Annotated in this window: 23 protein-coding genes; 17 read left to right on the forward strand and 6 right to left on the reverse strand. The window is 59.9% G+C overall.

Features of this window, described 5'->3' with window-relative positions:
- Nucleotides 1-71 precede the first annotated feature (71 nt).
- From rpsJ to rpsQ, 11 genes are read left to right on the forward strand one after another with little or no spacing between them, the layout of a single operon-like run.
- Complete coding sequence (gene rpsJ / locus HMPREF1261_RS04345) at nt 72-377, forward strand: 30S ribosomal protein S10 (protein WP_003848085.1); 306 nt, start codon at nt 72-74, stop codon at nt 375-377.
- Nucleotides 378-400: 23 nt separating this feature from the next.
- Nucleotides 401-1,057, forward strand: a complete 657-nt coding sequence (gene rplC / locus HMPREF1261_RS04350; protein WP_005276932.1) for a 50S ribosomal protein L3 — start codon at nt 401-403, stop codon at nt 1,055-1,057.
- Nucleotides 1,054-1,707 (forward strand): 50S ribosomal protein L4, encoded by a 654-nt coding sequence (rplD, locus tag HMPREF1261_RS04355; RefSeq protein WP_005281229.1) that lies wholly within the window; start codon nt 1,054-1,056, stop codon nt 1,705-1,707. Before rplC ends, rplD begins: the two co-directional genes overlap by 4 nt.
- Nucleotides 1,707-2,009, forward strand: coding sequence for a 50S ribosomal protein L23 (gene rplW, locus HMPREF1261_RS04360; protein ID WP_005276934.1), 303 nt, complete (start codon nt 1,707-1,709; stop codon nt 2,007-2,009). Before rplD ends, rplW begins: the two co-directional genes overlap by 1 nt.
- A gap of 35 nt (nt 2,010-2,044) precedes the next feature.
- The gene (gene rplB / locus HMPREF1261_RS04365) at nt 2,045-2,881 is read left to right on the forward strand and encodes a 50S ribosomal protein L2 (RefSeq protein ID WP_005276935.1); all 837 of its coding nucleotides are present in this window, start codon (nt 2,045-2,047) and stop codon (nt 2,879-2,881) included.
- 13 nt (nt 2,882-2,894) lie between these two features.
- Nucleotides 2,895-3,173, forward strand: coding sequence for a 30S ribosomal protein S19 (rpsS, locus tag HMPREF1261_RS04370; protein WP_005276936.1), 279 nt, complete (start codon nt 2,895-2,897; stop codon nt 3,171-3,173).
- Nucleotides 3,174-3,176: 3 nt separating this feature from the next.
- Complete coding sequence (gene rplV / locus HMPREF1261_RS04375) at nt 3,177-3,539, forward strand: 50S ribosomal protein L22 (protein WP_005276938.1); 363 nt, start codon at nt 3,177-3,179, stop codon at nt 3,537-3,539.
- Nucleotides 3,539-4,285, forward strand: a complete 747-nt coding sequence (gene rpsC, locus HMPREF1261_RS04380) for a 30S ribosomal protein S3 (RefSeq protein WP_005276941.1) — start codon at nt 3,539-3,541, stop codon at nt 4,283-4,285. The genes rplV and rpsC overlap by 1 nt, the downstream gene beginning before the upstream one ends.
- A gap of 3 nt (nt 4,286-4,288) precedes the next feature.
- Nucleotides 4,289-4,705, forward strand: a complete 417-nt coding sequence (gene rplP / locus HMPREF1261_RS04385; RefSeq protein ID WP_005276943.1) for a 50S ribosomal protein L16 — start codon at nt 4,289-4,291, stop codon at nt 4,703-4,705.
- Nucleotides 4,705-4,935, forward strand: coding sequence for a 50S ribosomal protein L29 (gene rpmC, locus HMPREF1261_RS04390; RefSeq protein ID WP_005276944.1), 231 nt, complete (start codon nt 4,705-4,707; stop codon nt 4,933-4,935). Before rplP ends, rpmC begins: the two co-directional genes overlap by 1 nt.
- A 2-nt stretch (nt 4,936-4,937) precedes the next feature.
- Entirely contained in the window at nt 4,938-5,246 is a 309-nt protein-coding gene (gene rpsQ, locus HMPREF1261_RS04395) for a 30S ribosomal protein S17 (protein ID WP_005276946.1), read from the forward strand.
- A 71-nt stretch (nt 5,247-5,317) separates the two neighbouring features.
- Here the strand turns inward: rpsQ and HMPREF1261_RS04400 are convergent, their stop codons facing one another.
- Nucleotides 5,318-6,139, reverse strand: a complete 822-nt coding sequence (locus HMPREF1261_RS04400; protein ID WP_084538511.1) for a siderophore-interacting protein — start codon at nt 6,137-6,139, stop codon at nt 5,318-5,320.
- 100 nt (nt 6,140-6,239) lie between these two features.
- Between HMPREF1261_RS04400 and HMPREF1261_RS04405 the strand changes: the two genes are divergently transcribed.
- The 4 genes from HMPREF1261_RS04405 (at nt 6,240) to HMPREF1261_RS04420 (ending at nt 10,213) form a co-directional block, all read left to right on the forward strand.
- The gene (locus tag HMPREF1261_RS04405; RefSeq protein WP_023030109.1) at nt 6,240-7,190 is read left to right on the forward strand and encodes an ABC transporter substrate-binding protein; all 951 of its coding nucleotides are present in this window, start codon (nt 6,240-6,242) and stop codon (nt 7,188-7,190) included.
- Complete coding sequence (locus HMPREF1261_RS04410) at nt 7,191-8,270, forward strand: iron ABC transporter permease (RefSeq protein WP_023030110.1); 1,080 nt, start codon at nt 7,191-7,193, stop codon at nt 8,268-8,270.
- Entirely contained in the window at nt 8,267-9,301 is a 1,035-nt protein-coding gene (locus HMPREF1261_RS04415; RefSeq protein WP_023030111.1) for an iron chelate uptake ABC transporter family permease subunit, read from the forward strand. Before HMPREF1261_RS04410 ends, HMPREF1261_RS04415 begins: the two co-directional genes overlap by 4 nt.
- An 84-nt stretch (nt 9,302-9,385) precedes the next feature.
- Nucleotides 9,386-10,213, forward strand: coding sequence for an ABC transporter ATP-binding protein (locus HMPREF1261_RS04420; protein ID WP_023030112.1), 828 nt, complete (start codon nt 9,386-9,388; stop codon nt 10,211-10,213).
- 38 nt (nt 10,214-10,251) lie between these two features.
- Here HMPREF1261_RS04420 and HMPREF1261_RS04425 read toward each other — a convergent pair whose 3' ends face one another.
- Both HMPREF1261_RS04425 and HMPREF1261_RS04430 read right to left on the reverse strand, forming a co-directional pair.
- Entirely contained in the window at nt 10,252-10,647 is a 396-nt protein-coding gene (locus HMPREF1261_RS04425; protein WP_023016742.1) for a hypothetical protein, read from the reverse strand.
- Nucleotides 10,644-11,528, reverse strand: coding sequence for a carbohydrate kinase (locus HMPREF1261_RS04430; protein ID WP_023030113.1), 885 nt, complete (start codon nt 11,526-11,528; stop codon nt 10,644-10,646). The genes HMPREF1261_RS04425 and HMPREF1261_RS04430 overlap by 4 nt, the downstream gene beginning before the upstream one ends.
- A gap of 20 nt (nt 11,529-11,548) precedes the next feature.
- Between HMPREF1261_RS04430 and HMPREF1261_RS04435 the strand changes: the two genes are divergently transcribed.
- Nucleotides 11,549-12,757 carry a glycoside hydrolase family 32 protein gene (locus tag HMPREF1261_RS04435; protein WP_023030114.1) on the forward strand — a complete coding sequence of 403 codons (1,209 nt, stop codon included), beginning with the start codon at nt 11,549-11,551 and terminating at the stop codon, nt 12,755-12,757.
- A gap of 124 nt (nt 12,758-12,881) precedes the next feature.
- A complete protein-coding gene (locus tag HMPREF1261_RS04440) occupies nt 12,882-14,909 on the forward strand; it encodes a sucrose-specific PTS transporter subunit IIBC (RefSeq protein ID WP_023030115.1) in 2,028 nt (675 codons plus the stop codon).
- Nucleotides 14,910-14,967: 58 nt separating this feature from the next.
- Here the strand turns inward: HMPREF1261_RS04440 and HMPREF1261_RS04445 are convergent, their stop codons facing one another.
- From HMPREF1261_RS04445 to HMPREF1261_RS04455, 3 genes are read right to left on the reverse strand one after another with little or no spacing between them, the layout of a single operon-like run.
- On the reverse strand, nt 14,968-15,645 hold the full coding sequence (locus HMPREF1261_RS04445) for a methionine ABC transporter permease (RefSeq protein ID WP_005281257.1): 678 nt from the start codon (nt 15,643-15,645) through the stop codon (nt 14,968-14,970).
- On the reverse strand, nt 15,645-16,667 hold the full coding sequence (locus HMPREF1261_RS04450; protein WP_023030116.1) for a methionine ABC transporter ATP-binding protein: 1,023 nt from the start codon (nt 16,665-16,667) through the stop codon (nt 15,645-15,647). The genes HMPREF1261_RS04445 and HMPREF1261_RS04450 overlap by 1 nt, the downstream gene beginning before the upstream one ends.
- A gap of 15 nt (nt 16,668-16,682) precedes the next feature.
- The gene (locus tag HMPREF1261_RS04455; RefSeq protein WP_023028291.1) at nt 16,683-17,522 is read right to left on the reverse strand and encodes a MetQ/NlpA family ABC transporter substrate-binding protein; all 840 of its coding nucleotides are present in this window, start codon (nt 17,520-17,522) and stop codon (nt 16,683-16,685) included.
- Between the last annotated feature and the right edge of the window lie 187 nt (nt 17,523-17,709).

Raw genomic sequence — 17,709 nt, forward strand, 5'->3', positions numbered from 1 at the left:
CAATTTCCCACCGCTTCACGCCCCGGAAACGCCGGGAATGTGAAAGTGGGGAAGCGAGGAAGAGGATAAGCGTGGCGGGACAAAAGATCCGCATTCGGCTGAAGGCCTATGACCACGAGGCAATCGACGCTTCTGCAAAGAAGATCGTCGAGACCGTTACCCGTACGGGTGCTCGTGTAGTTGGCCCAGTGCCGCTCCCAACCGAGAAGAACGTGTACGCAGTTATTCGTTCTCCGCACAAGTACAAGGACTCTCGCGAGCACTTCGAGATGCGCACGCACAAGCGCCTGATCGATATTCTCGACCCGACCCCGAAGACCGTTGATGCTTTGATGCGCATCGATCTTCCGGCAAGCGTCGACGTGAACATCCAGTAAGCGACTTTGGTGGAGAACTAATAATGAGTGAAAACGAGATCAAGGGCATTCTGGGCAAGAAGCTCGGCATGACCCAGGTCTTCGACGACGAGAACCGCGTTGTTCCGGTTACCGTCGTTGAAGCAGGGCCATGCGTTGTCACCCAGATTCGCACCCCCGAAACCGATGGCTACAGCGCCATCCAAATCGCCTTCGGCGAGATTGACCCACGCAAGGCAAACAAGCCTGAGTCTGGTCACTTCAAAAAGGCTGGCGTAACCCCGCGTCGTCACGTTGCGGAAATCCGCATGGACGACACCTCCGCATACGAGGTTGGCCAAGAGGTCAAGGTAGACATCTTCGAAGGCATCACTTTCGTTGACGTCACCGGCCAGACCAAGGGCCACGGCTACGCTGGTGCTATGAAGCGCCACGGCTTCCAGGGTCAGGGCGCAGCTCACGGTAACCAGGCCGCTCACCGCCGCGTTGGTGGTATCGGTGGCGCTGCTACCCCAGGCCGCGTCTTCAAGGGCAAGCGAATGGCTGGCCGCATGGGCCACGACCGCGTGACGACCCAAAACCTGAAGATTCAGAAAGTCGATGTCGAGTCCAACCTGCTGCTCATCAAGGGTGCTATCCCTGGTGCGCGCGGCGGCCTCGTCACCGTTAAGACCGCAGTGAAGGGCGGTGCACACGCATGAGCAACCTCAAGCTAGACGTCCACACCTCTGAAGGTAAGACCAATGGCTCCGTGGACCTGCCGGCTGAAATCTTTGACACCGAGGCATCCGTTGCTTTGATGCACCAGGTTGTCAACGCACAGCTTGCTGCTGCTCGTCAGGGCACCCACGCCACCAAGACCCGCGGCGACGTCCGCGGTGGTGGCCGCAAGCCTTTCCGCCAGAAGGGCACCGGTCGTGCGCGCCAGGGTTCCATCCGTGCGCCGCACTACACCGGCGGTGGCACCGTCCACGGCCCGCAGCCACGTAGCTACGCACAGCGCACCCCTAAGAAGATGATCAAGGCTGCTCTCTTCGGTGCGTTGTCTGACCGTGCTCGCAACGAGCGCATCCATGTCATCGAAGAGTTGGTTCCAGGCCAGAAGCCGTCCACCAAGGCGGCCAAGGCTTTCCTCGAGTCCCTGACCGAGCGCGACAACGTGCTGCTGGTTATCGGCCGCGAGGACATCAACGCCCGTCGTAGCGCTAATAACCTGCCGAACGTTCAGATCTTGGACGCCGGTCAGCTCAACACCTACGACGTTCTCTACTCCGATGACGTTGTGTTCTCCGTTGAGGCGCTACACACCTTCATCACTCGCGCTACCGGCGCGGATAAGGAGGAGAACTAATGGCTAAGATTTCTAACCCGCGCGATGTCATCATCGCCCCGGTTGTATCTGAGAAGTCCTACGGTCTGATGGAGCAGAACGTTTACACGTTCTTCGTCTCCCCAGACTCCAATAAGTCCCAGATTAAAGATGCCGTCGAGCAGATCTTTGACGTGAAGGTCGACTCCGTGAATACCGTAAACCGTGCAGGTAAGCGCAAGCGCACCCGCACCGGCTTCGGTCAGCGTAAGTCCACCAAGCGCGCATACGTGACGCTCCGTGAAGGCAGCGACTCCATCGACGTCTTCGGCGCAGGCGCTTAAGCGCCACCGGAGAGCCGAAAGGAAAAGGAAGAATTATGGCTATTCGTAAGTACAAGCCGACAACTCCGGGTCGCCGCGCATCCTCCGTGTCTGAGTTTGACGAGATCACTCGTTCGACTCCGGAGAAGTCCCTGCTGCGCCCGCTGAGCAAAACCGGTGGTCGTAATAACTACGGCCGCATCACCACCCGCCACATCGGCGGTGGACACAAGCGCCGTTACCGTCTGATCGACTTCCGTCGTAACGACAAAGACGGCATTCCGGCAAAGGTCGCTCACATCGAGTACGACCCGAACCGCACCGCAAACATTGCATTGCTGCACTACGTAGATGGCGAGAAGCGCTACATCATCGCGCCGAAGGGCCTGAAGCAGGGTGCTGTTGTCGAATCCGGCCCGAACGCAGACATCAAGGTGGGCAATAACCTGCCGCTGCGCAACATCCCGACCGGTTCGACCATCCACGCTGTTGAGCTCAAGCCTGGCGCTGGCGCTAAGCTGGCTCGCTCTGCTGGTGCTTCCATCCAGCTGCTGGGTAAGGAAGGCAAGTACGCAGTTCTGCGTATGCCGTCTTCTGAAATCCGCCGCGTGGACATCCGTTGCCGCGCAACGGTTGGTGAAGTTGGCAACGCCGAGCAGATGAACATCCGCTGGGGCAAGGCCGGCCGCATGCGTTGGAAGGGCGTTCGCCCGACCGTCCGTGGTGTCGTTATGAACCCGGTTGACCACCCACACGGTGGTGGTGAGGGTAAGACCTCCGGTGGTCGCCACCCAGTGTCCCCATGGGGTCACAAGGAGGGTCGCACCCGCAACCCGAACCGTTACTCCAACAACATGATCGTGCGCCGTCGTCGCCCGAACAAGAAGCGCTAAGAGGAGGTAAACAATGCCACGCAGCCTTAAGAAAGGCCCGTTCGTCGATGAGCACCTCCTCAACAAGGTGGATGCTCAAAACGATGCAGGCACCAAGCAGGTCATCAAGACCTGGTCTCGCCGCTCGACCATTCTCCCCGATTTCATCGGTCACACCTTCGCCGTCCACGACGGCCGCAAGCATGTGCCGGTCTTCATCGAGGACTCCATGGTCGGCCACAAGTTGGGCGAGTTTGCACCAACCAAGACCTTTAAGGGTCACGTCAAGGATGACAAGAAGGGACGTCGATAAGCGATGAGTGAGACCATCACCTCCGCATCCGCCACGGCCCGCTACGTCCGCGTTACCCCGATGAAGGCACGTCGTGTGCTCGATCTGGTCCGCGGCAAGTCCGTAAGCGAAGCTTTGGCAATCCTGAAGTACGCACCGCAGGGTGCTTCCAAGCCAGTTGCAAAGGTCGTTGCTTCCGCAGCCGCTAACGCTGAGAACAACTTCGGCCTCGACCCACGCACCCTGGTCATCTCCGAGGCATACGCCAACGAGGGTCCGACCATGCGTCGTTTCCAGCCGCGTGCACAGGGTCGTGCATTCATGATTCGTAAGCGCACCAGCCACATCACCGTGGTTGTCGAAAGCCAGCAGGAAGGGGCCAAGTAATGGGCCAGAAGATCCATCCTCACGGCCTACGTTTGGGCATCACCTCCGACTGGAAGACCCACTGGTTCGCGGATAAGGACTACGCGAACTACGTAGCCGAAGACATCAAGATTCGTAACTACCTCAACAAGGGCCTCGAGCGCGCCGGCATCGCCGACATCGTTATCGAGCGCACCCGTGACCGCGTCCGCGTGGACATTCACACCGCCCGTCCGGGCATCGTGATTGGCCGCCGCGGTGCTGAGGCTGACCGCATCCGCCGCGAGTTGGAAAAGCTCACCGGCAAGATGGTTGCCCTCAACATCCTCGAGGTCAAGCAGGTAGACGCAAACGCAACCCTCGTTGCTCACTCCATCGCGGAGCAGCTGGTTAACCGCGTCGCATTCCGTCGTGCAATGCGCAAGGCTATCCAGTCCGCTATGCGCCAGCCACAGGTTAAGGGCATCAAGATTCTGCTGTCTGGTCGCCTGGGCGGTGCAGAAATGTCCCGCGTTGAGCGCTACCACGAGGGCCGCGTTCCGCTGCACACTCTTCGCGCCGAGATCGACTACGGCACCGCAGAGGCCCACACCACCTTCGGCCGCATCGGCATCAAGGTGTGGATCTACAAGGGTGACGTCGTCGGTGGCGTACGCGAGTCCGAACTGAACGCTCCGGCACAGGGCCGTGGCCGCGGTGACCGCAACGGTCGCTCCCGCCGCGGTGGCCAGCGCCGCCAGCGTGCACAGCAGAAGCAGGAGGGCTAATCCATGCTGATTCCTAAGCGTGTTAAGTACCGCCGTCAGCACCGCCCGAGCCGTCGTGGCGTGTCCAAGGGCGGAAACCGCATTAACTTCGGCGATTACGCAATCCAGGCACTGGAGCCTGCGTACATCACCAACCGTCAGATTGAGGCCGCACGTATTGCCATCAACCGCCACGTTAAGCGTGGTGGCAAGGTGTGGATCAACATCTTCCCGGACCGTCCGTTGACCCAGAAGCCGCTCGGTGTTCGTATGGGCTCCGGTAAGGGCCCGGTTGAGAAGTGGGTGGCTAACGTGAAGCCTGGCCGCGTACTTTTCGAGATGAGCTACCCAACTGAGGCTGTTGCAATCGAGGCTCTGCGCCGCGCTGGCCAGAAGCTTCCTTGCAAGGTCCGCATCATCAAGAAGGAGGACCAGTTCTAATGGCAACCGGTACCCCCGCCCACGAGTTCCGTGAGCTCGACAACGCAGAGCTGGAAACCCGTCTGAAGGATGCGAAGGAAGAACTGTTCAACCTTCGTTTCCAGAAGGCCACCGGCCAGCTGACCAACAACCGCCGCATCGGCACGGTTAAGCGCGACATTGCCCGCATCTACACCGTTCTGCGCGAGCGCGAGCTGGGCCTGTCTGTCGCTCCGGGAGCTGAGGCTTAATCATGAGTGAGGCTAACGTGACTGAATCCAAGAAGGGACCAACTCCGAAGAAGGAGAAGGTCAAGGGTGCTCCTAAGGTCCGCACCGGCTACGTCGTCTCGGACAAGATGTCCAAGACCATCGTCGTCGAGATTGAAGACCGCAAGCAGCACGCTCTGTACGGCAAGATCATGCGCTCTAACAAGAAGGTTAAGGCGCACGATGAGGAAGAAATCGCAGGCGTAGGCGATCTCGTACGTATCGCTGAGACCCGCCCGCTGTCCAAGGACAAGCACTTCCGTCTCGTAAAGATCATCGAGAAGGCTAAGTAAACCCTAGCCAGCGCAGCCCCTGTACCGGACCACATGGTTCGGCGCAGGGGCCTCTCGCGGTTTTAGGGCTCTTAAGGACGGGCCCTTCCATAAAACCAATAGGGCACCCAGGTGACGCCGTCGGTGGGCAAGCCCCAGCCTTTCACCGCGAGGCCGCGGACCTTCTTTGCCAAATCTCCCTCGCCGGAGACCCACACGTACCCTGGCACCGAGTCACCGGCATAATCTGCTTCCAGCGCGGCAACGACGGAATCCGCCTCCTGGTGCGGCTCGGTGCGAAGGACGCGCAGGCTGCGCACGCTGGGCTCCCACCTAGCCGCGAGCCCGGGTTCTACTTCGTCATCGCTAGTGACCACGGCCACAACGTCGGTGGAGCGGAGCTTCGCCGGGTCACGGCCTTCTTGATAGGTAAGGATATGCCGCAGGGCCGGCAGTGCGGAGGCATCGGCGACGAGTAGTTGCTCCGCCTCAGTGGGCCGCCACAAGTCCTTGCAAGTAAAGAACCCTGCTGTATCGCCGGGTTGCGCGCGCAGAATCCACCGCGAACCGGGCCCTGAATCGCCGTGGGTGACCACGTCGACATCGACAGTGGCGTCCTCAGGGTGCAGCGCGCGTATGGTGTACCAGCGCAGGTCTGGACGCGTTTCCTCGTCCATAGCCGCCACCGCCGCGCGGATATTGACGCCATCGACGGGGAAGGGCATAAATTCCTGCCCGACTTGCGGCATGACGAGGCCAAAGTATTCATCGGGGCCGGCGAGCTCATACGTCCGGAAGGCCTCAGCGTGGAACGTCAGGCGGTGCAGCCGCGGCCGGATCTGCTCATTAGCGGTGAGGGTAACGGGGATCAATTCGTGTTCAGGCATCGTGGACGATTGTAAGGAAGAATTCATGCGTCCAACATACCTTGGCACAGTTAAGCCTTGCCTAATTCTTTCGGGGGGGATAGGATATGCCACGTCATTTACCTCCTTTATTGAAAGGGTTAGTCTCATGAAGATTTTCGGACGCCGCACCATGGGTGTTGTGGCACTGCTGTCCGCCGGAGCCGTAGCCTTAGCTGGTTGTTCGCGCGGTGAGGGCGATGAAAGCACGCAGTCGTCCACCGAAGCCGCCAGCGAGGAGCGCGTGGCTAGCCTGGGCCTCGGCGATGCCGATACGCTGCTCGCCTTGGGCATCACTCCCGTGACGGTGGCGCCATGGGGCGCTGAGGGCGACGGCGATCCTTCCGGTGTTGGCCCTTGGTCAAAGAAGCTGCTTGGCGATGCCAAACCTGAGACCATCTACAACACCGCAACCGGTTTCACCGCGGAGACCTTCGAGCAGATCACCGCTGCCGATCCCACCAAGATCATTGCGGTGAACCAGGCGGTGGATGCTCGCGCGAAGGAATCCCTGGAAGAAATCGCGCCGACCACCGTCAAGCCGGATGGGTATGAAGACTGGCAGATTCCCTGGGAAAAGCAGGTAGAGGCCATTGCGGACGCCGTGGATAAGGAAGACGACGGCGAAAAGCTCATCAAGGACACCGAAAAGGCCTTCGAGGAATTCCGCCGCGAGCACACCGAATTGCAGGGCAAGTCCGCGGCCATCGTTATGCCTTATGACGGAAAGATTGGCCTGTACACCGATGAGGACGGGCGCGGACAGTTCATCGAGGATCTTGGCATGGAGATCCCCGAAGAGTTGAAGGGCGATGGCAGCAGCTTCTTCGTTGACATTGCCCCGGAAAACTACGCAAAGCTCAACCAGGTTGAACACCTCTTTGTCCTGGATTACAACGGCTCCGCGGATGTCTTGAAGAAGGATAAGACCTTCCAGGGCCTCGATATTGTCAAGGATGGGCGCGTGCGCTACCTGGACATGGATACCGGCAACGCCATGAGCATGCCGAACCCAGTGACCATCCCCTGGGCAATAGATAAGTTTGAAGAGAAGCTGTAATTGTCAGCAACCACGAAGGACGGCCAGACTATCCAGACGGGTTCCACGGCGGAAAGCCGCACAGCCACACCGGTGATGGCGCGGGGAAAGGGTCGCACGACGTTCCTTGTTGCCCTGATTCTCGCCAGCCTCGTGCTGGCGGTGGCGTCCTTGGCGCTGGGTTCCCGTTCCATTCCGCCTGATGAGGTCATCGCCGCGCTGCGCGGGGCAGGCGAGCAGGATATCCGCGATATCGTGTGGAACCTGCGCATGCCGCGCACCTTCTTGGCCTATTTCGCCGGCGCTGCCCTTGCCGTCGCCGGTGTCTTGGCGCAATCGTGGACCAGGAACCCGCTGGCGGACCCCGGATTTATCGGTATTACCGCAGGCGCCTCGTTCTTCGTTGCCCTGGGCACGGCCATTGGCATTGCTACCACCACCGGCATGCGCACCACCCTCGCGCTCGTTGGCGCGGGCATTACCACGCTGCTGGTTCTGGCCGTCTCGCGGCGGTTCCAGGATCCACTGACGCTCATTCTCGTCGGCGCCGGCGTCTCCGCCGCCCTGGGATCGGGAGCGGTGATCATCGGCCTGTATTCCACGGACGTCCTCGATAGCATGCGGCGCTGGACCATCGGCTCGACCTTTGGGCGCGGCCCAGAAGACGTCGCCATTGCGGGTATTGGCCTGCTCATCGGCCTAGCGTGCGCGGCGATGGCGGCCAGGCCGCTTGACCTTTTGGCCATGGGGGAGGAGTCCTCGCTCGCCTTGGGCGGATCCCCCACTACCGCGCGCGTAGGCGCGGCGCTAAGCGTCGTGGTGTTGGCCGGCAGCGCGACGGCGGCAACGGGTCCCATCGCCTTTGTTGGCTTCGCCATTCCCCACATCGTGCGGCGGGTGGTTGGCCCCAGCGTTGCCACGATGATCCTGCCCTCCGCGCTCCTGGGCGGTTGCGCCGTGCTCGCCGCCGATATCATCGGTCGGCTCATCGTCGGTAACTCGGAGCTAGAGATGTCTATCGTGCTTGCCATCGTGGGCGCGCCCTTCCTCATTTGGGGCGCCCACCGCGGCGTGGGCAGAGCGTGGGGCGATAACGCATGACAACAATAAGCAGTACCCTGCAAGCGCAGCAGCGTCGCAGGCATGTCCGCGTGCTCGCCGCCACGCTGGTATTTGCCCTTATCGCCCTCGTCGCGTACCTGGTGTTACTGGGGCAAGGGCCTTTGGACCTGAGCCCGCGGCAGGTCCTCGATGTGCTCACCGGCGGCGGCAGCGAGAGCCACATCAGGGTGGTCTGGGACTTGCGCCTGCCTGTTGCCATCGCCACCGTCATCGTCGGCGCCGCCCTCGGCGTGGCCGGCTCATGGACGCAGACCATGGCCCGCAACCCACTGGCATCACCGGATATCTTGGGCGTGACCGGTGGAGCATCGGTCCTGGTAGTGCTGGGCACTGTGCATTCGCGCCCCAGTTTCGCGGACGGCATTCCGGACTTCTGGTGGCGGGCATGCTTGGCGATGATCGGCGCCCTCCTCGTCGTCATCCTCCTCGCCGTCTTGGGTGGCATCGGCACGAGCAACCGCATCGTCATCGTTGGCATTGCCTTATCGCTAATGTTTCAGGCCGTCGTGGCGTATTTGATGCGCAGCGCCCAGATCCTGCGCGCGGCTGAGGCACAAACGTGGCTGGCGGGATCGACCGGGTTTGTGCGCATGGAGGTCATCGTTCCCCTGCTAGTGGCCCTGGCACCGTTCCTCGCCATAGGCATCTGGTGCGCGCGGGAGCTGCCGCTGCTTGCCCACGATGATTCCTCTGCCACCACCCTGGGCGTCAATATCTCCCGCCAGCGCGCCCTGCTGCTCATCGCGGCAACCGGCATCTGCGCCGTGGTGGTCTCGGTCGTCGGACCCATCGGGTTTATCGCCCTGCTGGCACCGCACCTGGCGCGGATGGTGGCGCGCACGCCTACGCCCTCGCCGGTGGCATCGGCAGCCGCGGGCGCGGCTCTGCTGACCGTGTGCGCCGTCATTGCCGGCGCGATACCGGTCAACGCCCCGGTGGGTGCGGTTTCCTCGGTCATCGGCGGCTGCGCCCTGGTGGTATTGGTGTGGAATGCGGCCCGGCGCAGTTAAAAGCCGTGGCGCGGCACAGCGAAGTTCAGTCCAGCCCGCCACCCAAATAGTGCTACACACTCGTACGTGGATGAAGGAAAAGATATGACGGATAATCAGCCCACGAGCCCGAAGCGCCGGTGCAGCCTCCAAGCCACCGGCATCCATGCGGGATATAAGGACGGCGAGGATATCCTCTCCGGCGTCGACCTGCATGCCCGCGCCGGTGAGGTCACCACGCTCATCGGGCCCAATGGCTGCGGCAAGTCCACGCTGCTCAAGACGCTGTCTAAAATCCTGGCCCCGCGGCAGGGTAGCGTCATGGTCGGGGAGGCTGACCTGCATGCGATGAACGCGAAGGAAGCCGCGCAGCAGGTGGCGCTGCTGCCGCAGCACCCCGTGGCCCCCGATGGATTGCGGGTAGGCGAGTTGGTCGCGCGCGGGCGCCACCCCTATCAGGGCAGGATGCGCGGTCTTTCTCCTTCGGACCGGGAGATCATCGCCCAGGCCTGCGAAGCCACGGAGATTGTGGACTTCCTCGACCGCGATATCGCTTCGCTGTCGGGCGGGCAGCGCCAGCGCGTGTGGCTGGCTTTGGCGCTGGCGCAGGATACGCCGGTGCTGCTTCTCGATGAACCCACCACCTTCCTCGACCCCGCCCACGCCATGAGCATGCTGGAGCTGGCTCGCGCACAGGCGCGCGCCGGCAAAACGGTGGTTGTGGTCCTGCACGATCTTATGCTCGCGGGCCACTATTCCGATTCCATGGTGGTGATGAAGGCCGGCGATATCATCGCGCGCGGTGCACCCAAGCAGGCGCTGGCTCCAAAGGTATTGGCGCAGGCCTATGGCATCGAGGCGGAGGCCTGGGACGACCCGCTTGGCGATGCCCCCATTATCGTCCCCCGCCGCGTCCTCCCCAGCGACAACTAAGCGCTCCCCGCGCTAAGCGCCAGGAGCGCTTGGTTCGGCTACTGCCGCGCCAACCGGCGGATATCCAAAACCGAAATGGCGATGATGAAGAGGTTGAGCACGCAGCCCACGCTCAGCAGGAAATTGCCGATGCGGTAGGTTCCTGTGCCGACTGCCGCCATGTTGCCGTAGATGTAGATCCAGATTCCCCAGCCCACCAGCAGCACGATGCCGGCGATGCCGGATAGCAGTTTGAGGCTGCGCGGGGAGGCTGGGGCGAAGAACTTAAAGGCGGCATCGATAAGCGCGCCCGCTGCAAGGATGATGCTTACTCCACCCGAGAGCCACAGTGGGAGCAGGGCTGCGGTACCTACGACGACGGGGAGGATGAAGGCGAGGAATGCTAAGAGGAATAGGCCCAGGTGTATCCACAGCGTGCGTTTGGTGTAGCTCATAGGGCTGACTCTACTTCCTTGCGCAGTGGGGGATTGGCGCCGGTGCGGGAGACGGTGATGCCGGCCGCGGTGGCGGCGAAGTGGAGGATATCGCGCCACTGTTCGGCGCTTAGTGCTGCGGCCTTGTCCGCATCGAGGTCGCGTTCATCCAGTTGCGCCAACAGGGCGGCCATGATGGTGTCGCCGGCGCCGATGGTATCGGTGACCTCTACCGCGGCTGCGGGAACGTCGAGGGAAATATCCCCAGCCCTGACGCTAATTCCATCGCCGCCGCGGGTGGTGACCACGATGGGGACCTGGGAGGTGAAGTCCTCGCCTAAAAAGTCCACCTCTTCATCCGATAACTTCAGCACAGAGACGTGTGGCAGCAAATCCGCCAAGAATTTCTTATGCGCGGCGGTGGCATAAAAGGGCCGGATGTTGGGATCAAGGGCGACGAGTGTTCCCTGTGCGGCGAAGTCCTTGAGCAGCTGCGCGTAGCGGGAAGCACCCGGCTCCAAGGCCAAGGAAACGGTGCCGAAGCAGGCGATATCTGCAGGAACTAGTTTGGGTTCAACGAAGCGATCTGCGGTGCCTTCCACATAAAAGTTATAGGAGGCCGTGCCGTTATCCGCGATGGTGGTCACCGCCAGGGTGGTCGGTTCCTCGCCGCGCTGCACGTGGGCGGTTACCACGCCTTCTTCCTCAAGGCGCCGGAATAATTCCTGGCCAAACCCATCGGTAGAAATCCGCGATTGGAACTCCACGTCCGCGCCCAAGCGCGCCGCGGCGATGGCCACGTTGAAGGGGCCGCCGCCCAACGCCGGGGTGAGGTCATTCAAGCGGCCGGGGGATACCGGAACCAAGTCCACGAGGCCTTCGCCGCACACATGAATAGTCATAGTTCCATAGTATCGGGGACATGAACCACCGACCGAACTTTCACCTCGCCCCACCACTTGGACGCCTCAATGACCCCAATGGCCTTTTTGTGGATGGCGATATTCTGCACGCCTATTACCAGCATGACCCTGCCTTTCCGCACAAGCCCAAGCGGACTGGCTGGGGTCACGCCACCACCACGGTGTCCGCGCCCAATCCGTGGCGGCATTACCCCGATGCGCTCTATCCTGACCTGCCCTATGACAAGGATGGGTGCTACTCCGGCGGGGCCGTGGTTGACGGCACTGACGTGTGGCTTTTTTATACCGGAAACCTGAAAGAAGCCGGGCGCCGCATCCCCTCACAGAATCGCGTGCGGGTCATGGACCCCTCCGGGCCGGAAGGCGGGATTTATGTCCGCGATGCCGCTAACCCGCTTATTGCTGATTCCCCGGAGGGATATACCGGCCACTTCCGCGATCCCCATATTTCCCGCGCTGGGGAGGGATGGCGCATGGTCATTGGTGCGCAAACGGAAGACGAACGCGGAACCATCGTGCTGTATTACTCGCAGGATTTAAAGCAGTGGGATTTACAGGGAGAGCTTGTTTTTGATGATCCCGCGCAGCTTCCCGGTGGCTATATGTGGGAGTGTCCCAACCTGCTGACCTTTGGGGATAAGCACGTGCTCATTTTCTGCCCACAGGATGAAACGGACCGTTGCGGCTACGTCGTCGGGACCTTGGATGGGCTAAATTTTCATGTTGAGCGCGGCTTTACCCTGCTGGATCACGGCACGCAGTTCTATGCGCCGCAGGCGACCGAGGAAAATATCCTGCTGGGCTGGATGGGCATGCCCGCTCATGATGAAACTCCAACGCAGGGGTGGGTGCATACCTTGACTATTCCGCGGCGGCTGTGGCTGGAGGATAACTACCTGCGCCAAGAACCGCTGTGGTCTGCACTGCCGGAAACCGGCGGCAGGGAGGGCTTTGGCTCGACCATTGATGTAACAGGGGAGGGGGCTTATGCGCTTGTCGATGCCACCGGGAAGGAAGCATTCCGCGTGGTGCAAGGCGGTGGCAGCATCTCTTTCAACGGCGGCGAGCCGATCGCGTGCCCCGATGGAGAAATGCGGCTGATTGCTGATGGCTGCGCCATAGAAGTCTTTGCCGGCGGTGGTCGCATTGCCGCGGCATTCGCGGTCTTTGGCGATGCTCCGTGGCAGGCATGGGAACCGCTGGACTAAGACACTGCGGAACTAAGATCGACAACTTTTTGCTTTGTGGACATTTGGGTCCAAACAGACTTAAATGGGAAGTAGTCAATCACATTCGGTCATTTAATATGACCTAAATAACAAAGGTTGGTCCATGGAGCATAAAGAGGTTGCCGCCCGCACCCTCAAGGCATTAGGCGGCGAAGATAATATTATTGCCCTTGCCCACTGCGCCACGCGCTTGCGCATGGTGTTGAATGATTCGGACAAGGTAGATACCGCAGCGCTAGACAACGATCCAGATCTGAAGGGCACCTTCGAAGCCGGTGGCATGTTCCAGGTCATCGTGGGACCGGGCGATGTCAATATCGTCTTTCAGGAAATGACAAAGTCCATTTCCAAGGACGTCGCCGTGTCCACCGATCGCTTGAAGGATATTGCCGCGGAATCCGGCAACTGGTTTTCCCGCGCGGTCAAGGTCTTGGCCGATATCTTTGTTCCGCTAATCCCTATCCTGCTCGGCGGCGGTTTGTTGATGGCATTAAATAATGTGCTGACCGCGCCGGGACTATTTGGGGATCAATCCGTCATCGAAATGTATCCTTCGTGGGAAGGGTTTGCCGGACTGGTCAACCTCTTGGCATCCGCTCCCTTTGCCTTCTTGCCCATCCTCGTGGGCTTTACTGCTACTAAGCGCTTTGGCGGCAATGAATTCCTCGGCGCGGGTATGGCCATGGCGATGGTCATGCCGGATTTGGTTAGCGGCTATAACGTTGCCGAGGCTATTGAAAATGGCGAGATGCCCTACTGGGATATCTTTGGCATCGACGTTGCCCAAGCTGGCTACCAGGGCTCGATCTTGCCCATTCTGGTCATCGCCTGGATCCTGGCGACGATTGAAAAGTTCCTGCACAAGCACCTCAAGGGCACCGTGGACTTCATGCTCACACCCCTGCTTACCCTGCTGGTGACGGGCTTTATTACCTTTATGGGGCTGGGCCCAATCTTGCGCACCACCGGTGAGTGGTTGGGTATGGGGCTGGCCAACTTGTATGACTTTGCCGGTCCCGTGGCGGGCTTCCTTTTCGGTCTGGTTTATTCGCCGATCGTCATTACCGGCCTACACCAATCCTTCCCGCCCATTGAGACGATGCTGTGGAATGAGGGCGGTTCCTTCATCTTCCCCATTGCCTCGATGGCCAATATTGCCCAGGGTGGTGTGGCCTTGGCCGTGTACTTCTTGGCGCGCTCCGAAAAGCTCAAGGGCTTGGCCGGTGCCTCCGGTATCTCGGCGCTGTTTGGTATTACTGAGCCCGCGATCTTCGGCGTTAACCTGCGGCTGCGGTGGCCGTTTTATATCGGTATGGCGGCATCAGCCATCGCCTCTACGTTCATCGCCATTTTTGGCGTGCTTGCGGATGCCCTCGGCGCCGCCGGCTTCATCGGTTTCGTCTCCGTTCCCCGCTTTGTCCCAACCTTCTTGCTGTGTGGTGTCATCTCCTTCGCCGTAGCCTTCATCGGGGCCTACCTGTACGGGCAGGTGCTCATCCACCGCAACGGCACCATTGATCCTGATGAGGTCAACCCTCCCGCTGCGCAGGCTTTGGCCGCCGAGGCTGCTGAGGAGTCTGCTGCCGCTGGCTCCGCCGCCGCAGATGCCGCGACAATATTTTCTCCGCTAGAGGGAAATGCCCTGCCCCTATCCAAAGTTAAGGACCCCATGTTCGCCGGGGGCAAGCTGGGTAAAGGTGTTGCCATCGAACCGACGGTGGGCAAGCTCGTCGCGCCTGCAGATGGCACCATCACCGTGACCTTTCCTTCCCACCACGCCTACGCCCTGCGCGTGGACGACCCAGCGGTGGGGCCGATTGACATCCTTATGCACATTGGCTTCGATACAGTAAACCTCAAGGGCGAACACTTCACCTCGCATGTCAATAAGGGCGATACCGTCAAGCAAGGCGAGGTTCTGGCTGAATTCGATATCGAGGCCATCAAGGAAGCAGGCCTGCCGGTAACGACGCCGATCGTTGTGTCCAATGCCAAGAAGACCGGTCCCGTTATTCCCACCGCGGCCTTCCGCGAGGGTGAACTCATTGGCTCTGGGACGGACCTATTTACCGTTGACCCGAAGGCTCAGCAGGGGACATCGAAACCTTCTACAAAGGAAGCTACGTCTTAAGGGACGGACAAGACAAAGGCTGGGGATAAACCCCAGCCTTTTTACTTGTTTGTGTGTCTTAGGCCCCGTTGCGAGCCCGGCGGGCGAGCGCATTGCCCAAGCCCTGGATTGCTTGTACCACCACGATGAGGATGATCACGGTGAGGATAATGGCTACGGTATCGAATTGCTGATAACCATACGAGACCGCCAAGTCACCGACGCCGCCGCCACCGATGGTTCCGGCCATCGCAGTGGCAGAAATCAACGTGATGGTGGAGGTGGTCAGCGCCAAGATGATCGAGGCCTTAGCCTCTGGCAGCAAGAAATAACGGATGGTTTGCCACAGGGAAGCGCCCATGGATTCCGCAGCTTCGAGGATGCCATCGCCAACTTCCAACACCGATTGCTCGATGAGGCGGGCCATAAACGGCGCGATGAAGATGGTTAGCGGCACCAGCGCCGCGGTCATGCCAATGGAAGTGCCGACGATAAGGCGCGTGAACGGGACGATCGCCACCATCAAGATGATAAACGGCAAGGAGCGCACCGTATTGACGAGGAAGTCAGTGATCCTAAACAGCACGCGGTTGGGGTACATGCCCTGTGGATTAGCAAGTACCAGGATGATTCCCAGGGCAACTCCGCCGATCGTTCCTAAAAAGAGGGAAATGCCCACCATATAAAGGGTTTGCCAGCCGGCCTCTAGGTATTGATCGATAGAAACCTTGGTATCGAAGATCTCAGTTAAATCCATTAGTTCACTACCTCTGCGTTGAGTTGGCCCTGCTGCTGTATCCACTGCACGGCATCGTTAAGCGCAGCTTCATCCTTATTGACGAGCCCGAGCACCAGCGTGCCAACCGTGCCATCGCGCAGGGCCACGTCGGAGGCGTGGATAAGATCCGTGTCGATGCCCCGTTGCACCAAGCCGTTGACAAGGCCTTTTGCCGCGCCGCTGTGGTGGGTGACGCGCAGGACGCGGTCATAGTGGGAGGCATTGACCGTGTCTTGCACCGACGCTGGAAGGTGCTGCGGGAGTACGGTCTCCACGAGCCGCTGCGTCAGGGGTTGCTGCGGGGCAGAAAAGACGCCGCTTACGGCACCATTTTCGATGACATGGCCGTCCTCCATGACCACAACGGTGTCCGCGATGCGGGAGATGACACCCATCTCATGCGTGATGATGACGACGGTGATATTCAGTTCCTGGTTCACGCGGACGATGAGATCCAGAATCTGGTCAGTCGTTAGCGGGTCGAGGGCTGATGTCGGTTCATCGCACAGCAGAATCTTTGGGTTGGTGATTAAGGCGCGGGCGATCCCGACGCGTTGTCGCTGACCACCAGAAAGCTGCTTAGGCAGCGATTGAGCGCGCCCTTCAAGCCCCACCATCTCTAGTACCTCAGTGACGCGCTGCTGGATTTCCTTCCTCGGGGTCTTGGCCAGGATGAGCGGCATTGCCACGTTCTGGGCCACCGTCTGCGTATCGAGCAGGTTGAAGTGCTGGAATACCATGGACACTTCTCCGCGCAGCTCGCGCAGTTGTTTCTTGGACAGCGCATTAAGGTCACGGCCTAGAACATTGACCGTTCCAGCGGTGGGCTTTTCCAGTCCGTTAATGGTGCGCAGCAAGGTGGACTTGCCGGCACCGCTCGTGCCGACGACCCCGAAGATGGATCCCTTTTCGATGTCCAAGTTGACACCTTCCAGGGCCGTCACCGAGGCCGACTTGGTGCGAAAGGTCTTGCCTAAGTCGCGAAATTCAACATCAAGCATGGAGAAAGTTCCGTATTACTTCTTGAGCGAGTCTGGGACGAACCAGTAGTTTTCCTCGTTCACGCTATCGACGTGGTCGAGGAACTCCTGGGACTTATAGGCCTCAATAACTGCCTTAGCCCAGTCGGCGTCCTTCTTGTCTTCCGTGGTGACGGCCTGGAGGATGAGGTCATCGCTGAGGTCTTCTTCCCCAAGGGCCAGGGAAGGATCGACCTTGGAGGAATAAGCGATGGAGCCTGGGATAATACCCCAGTCAACATCGTCCATGGAGCGCGGAATGGTAGCAGAGTCCATCGGCTGAATCTTGAGGTCGTGCGGATTGTCCTCAATGTCATTGACCGTCAAGAGGTTCTGGTCAGCATCGTCCTTCATGGTGAGCCAGCCAAGCTTGACCAAAAGGCGGAATGCTCGAGTCTGGTTCGAACCGTCCTGCGGGATGGCAACGGTGTGTCCCTTATCCACATCATCAATGGACTTATGGGACTTGGAGTAAATCTTGGTCTTAACGGTGGGGATATCGGTGAGGTTGGTCAGCTCGGACCCAGTCTCTTGGTTGTAGACGTTCATGTACGCCGTGTGCTGGTCTACGTTGAGATCAATCTGCCCCTCGGATAGAGCGACATCTGCCTGTCGCAGCTCGGAGAAGTCCGTGTAATCGACCTTAAAGCCTTCATCTTCAAGGATTGGCTCAATTCCGTCCTTGAAAAGCTCGGAATATGGCCCTGGGGAAGTACCGACCTGAATCGTATCCGTATCGCCGTCGTCTTCATTATCGCTAGCGCAAGCGCCCAGGGTGAGTGCGGTTGCGGCAGCGGTTACCGATGCGCCAATTTTTGTAAATAGAGAGCGTGACATGAGGAACCTTTAAATAGTAGACGTAAAAGTGGACGCCTAATAGACTACCCGGTTCAACTATATAGACCAAGTTGTACGGAGTGAAATCTCTGTGTTTCGAGGGTTGGTCTGGCCGCTGGGGGTTGGCATTTCCGCAGGTGGCCCGGGAAAAATATAGACCGTGCATAAATAATCGGGGGAATTTAAT

This window comes from Corynebacterium sp. KPL1818 (assembly GCF_000478135.1).
GTDB classification, from domain to species: domain Bacteria; phylum Actinomycetota; class Actinomycetes; order Mycobacteriales; family Mycobacteriaceae; genus Corynebacterium; species Corynebacterium accolens.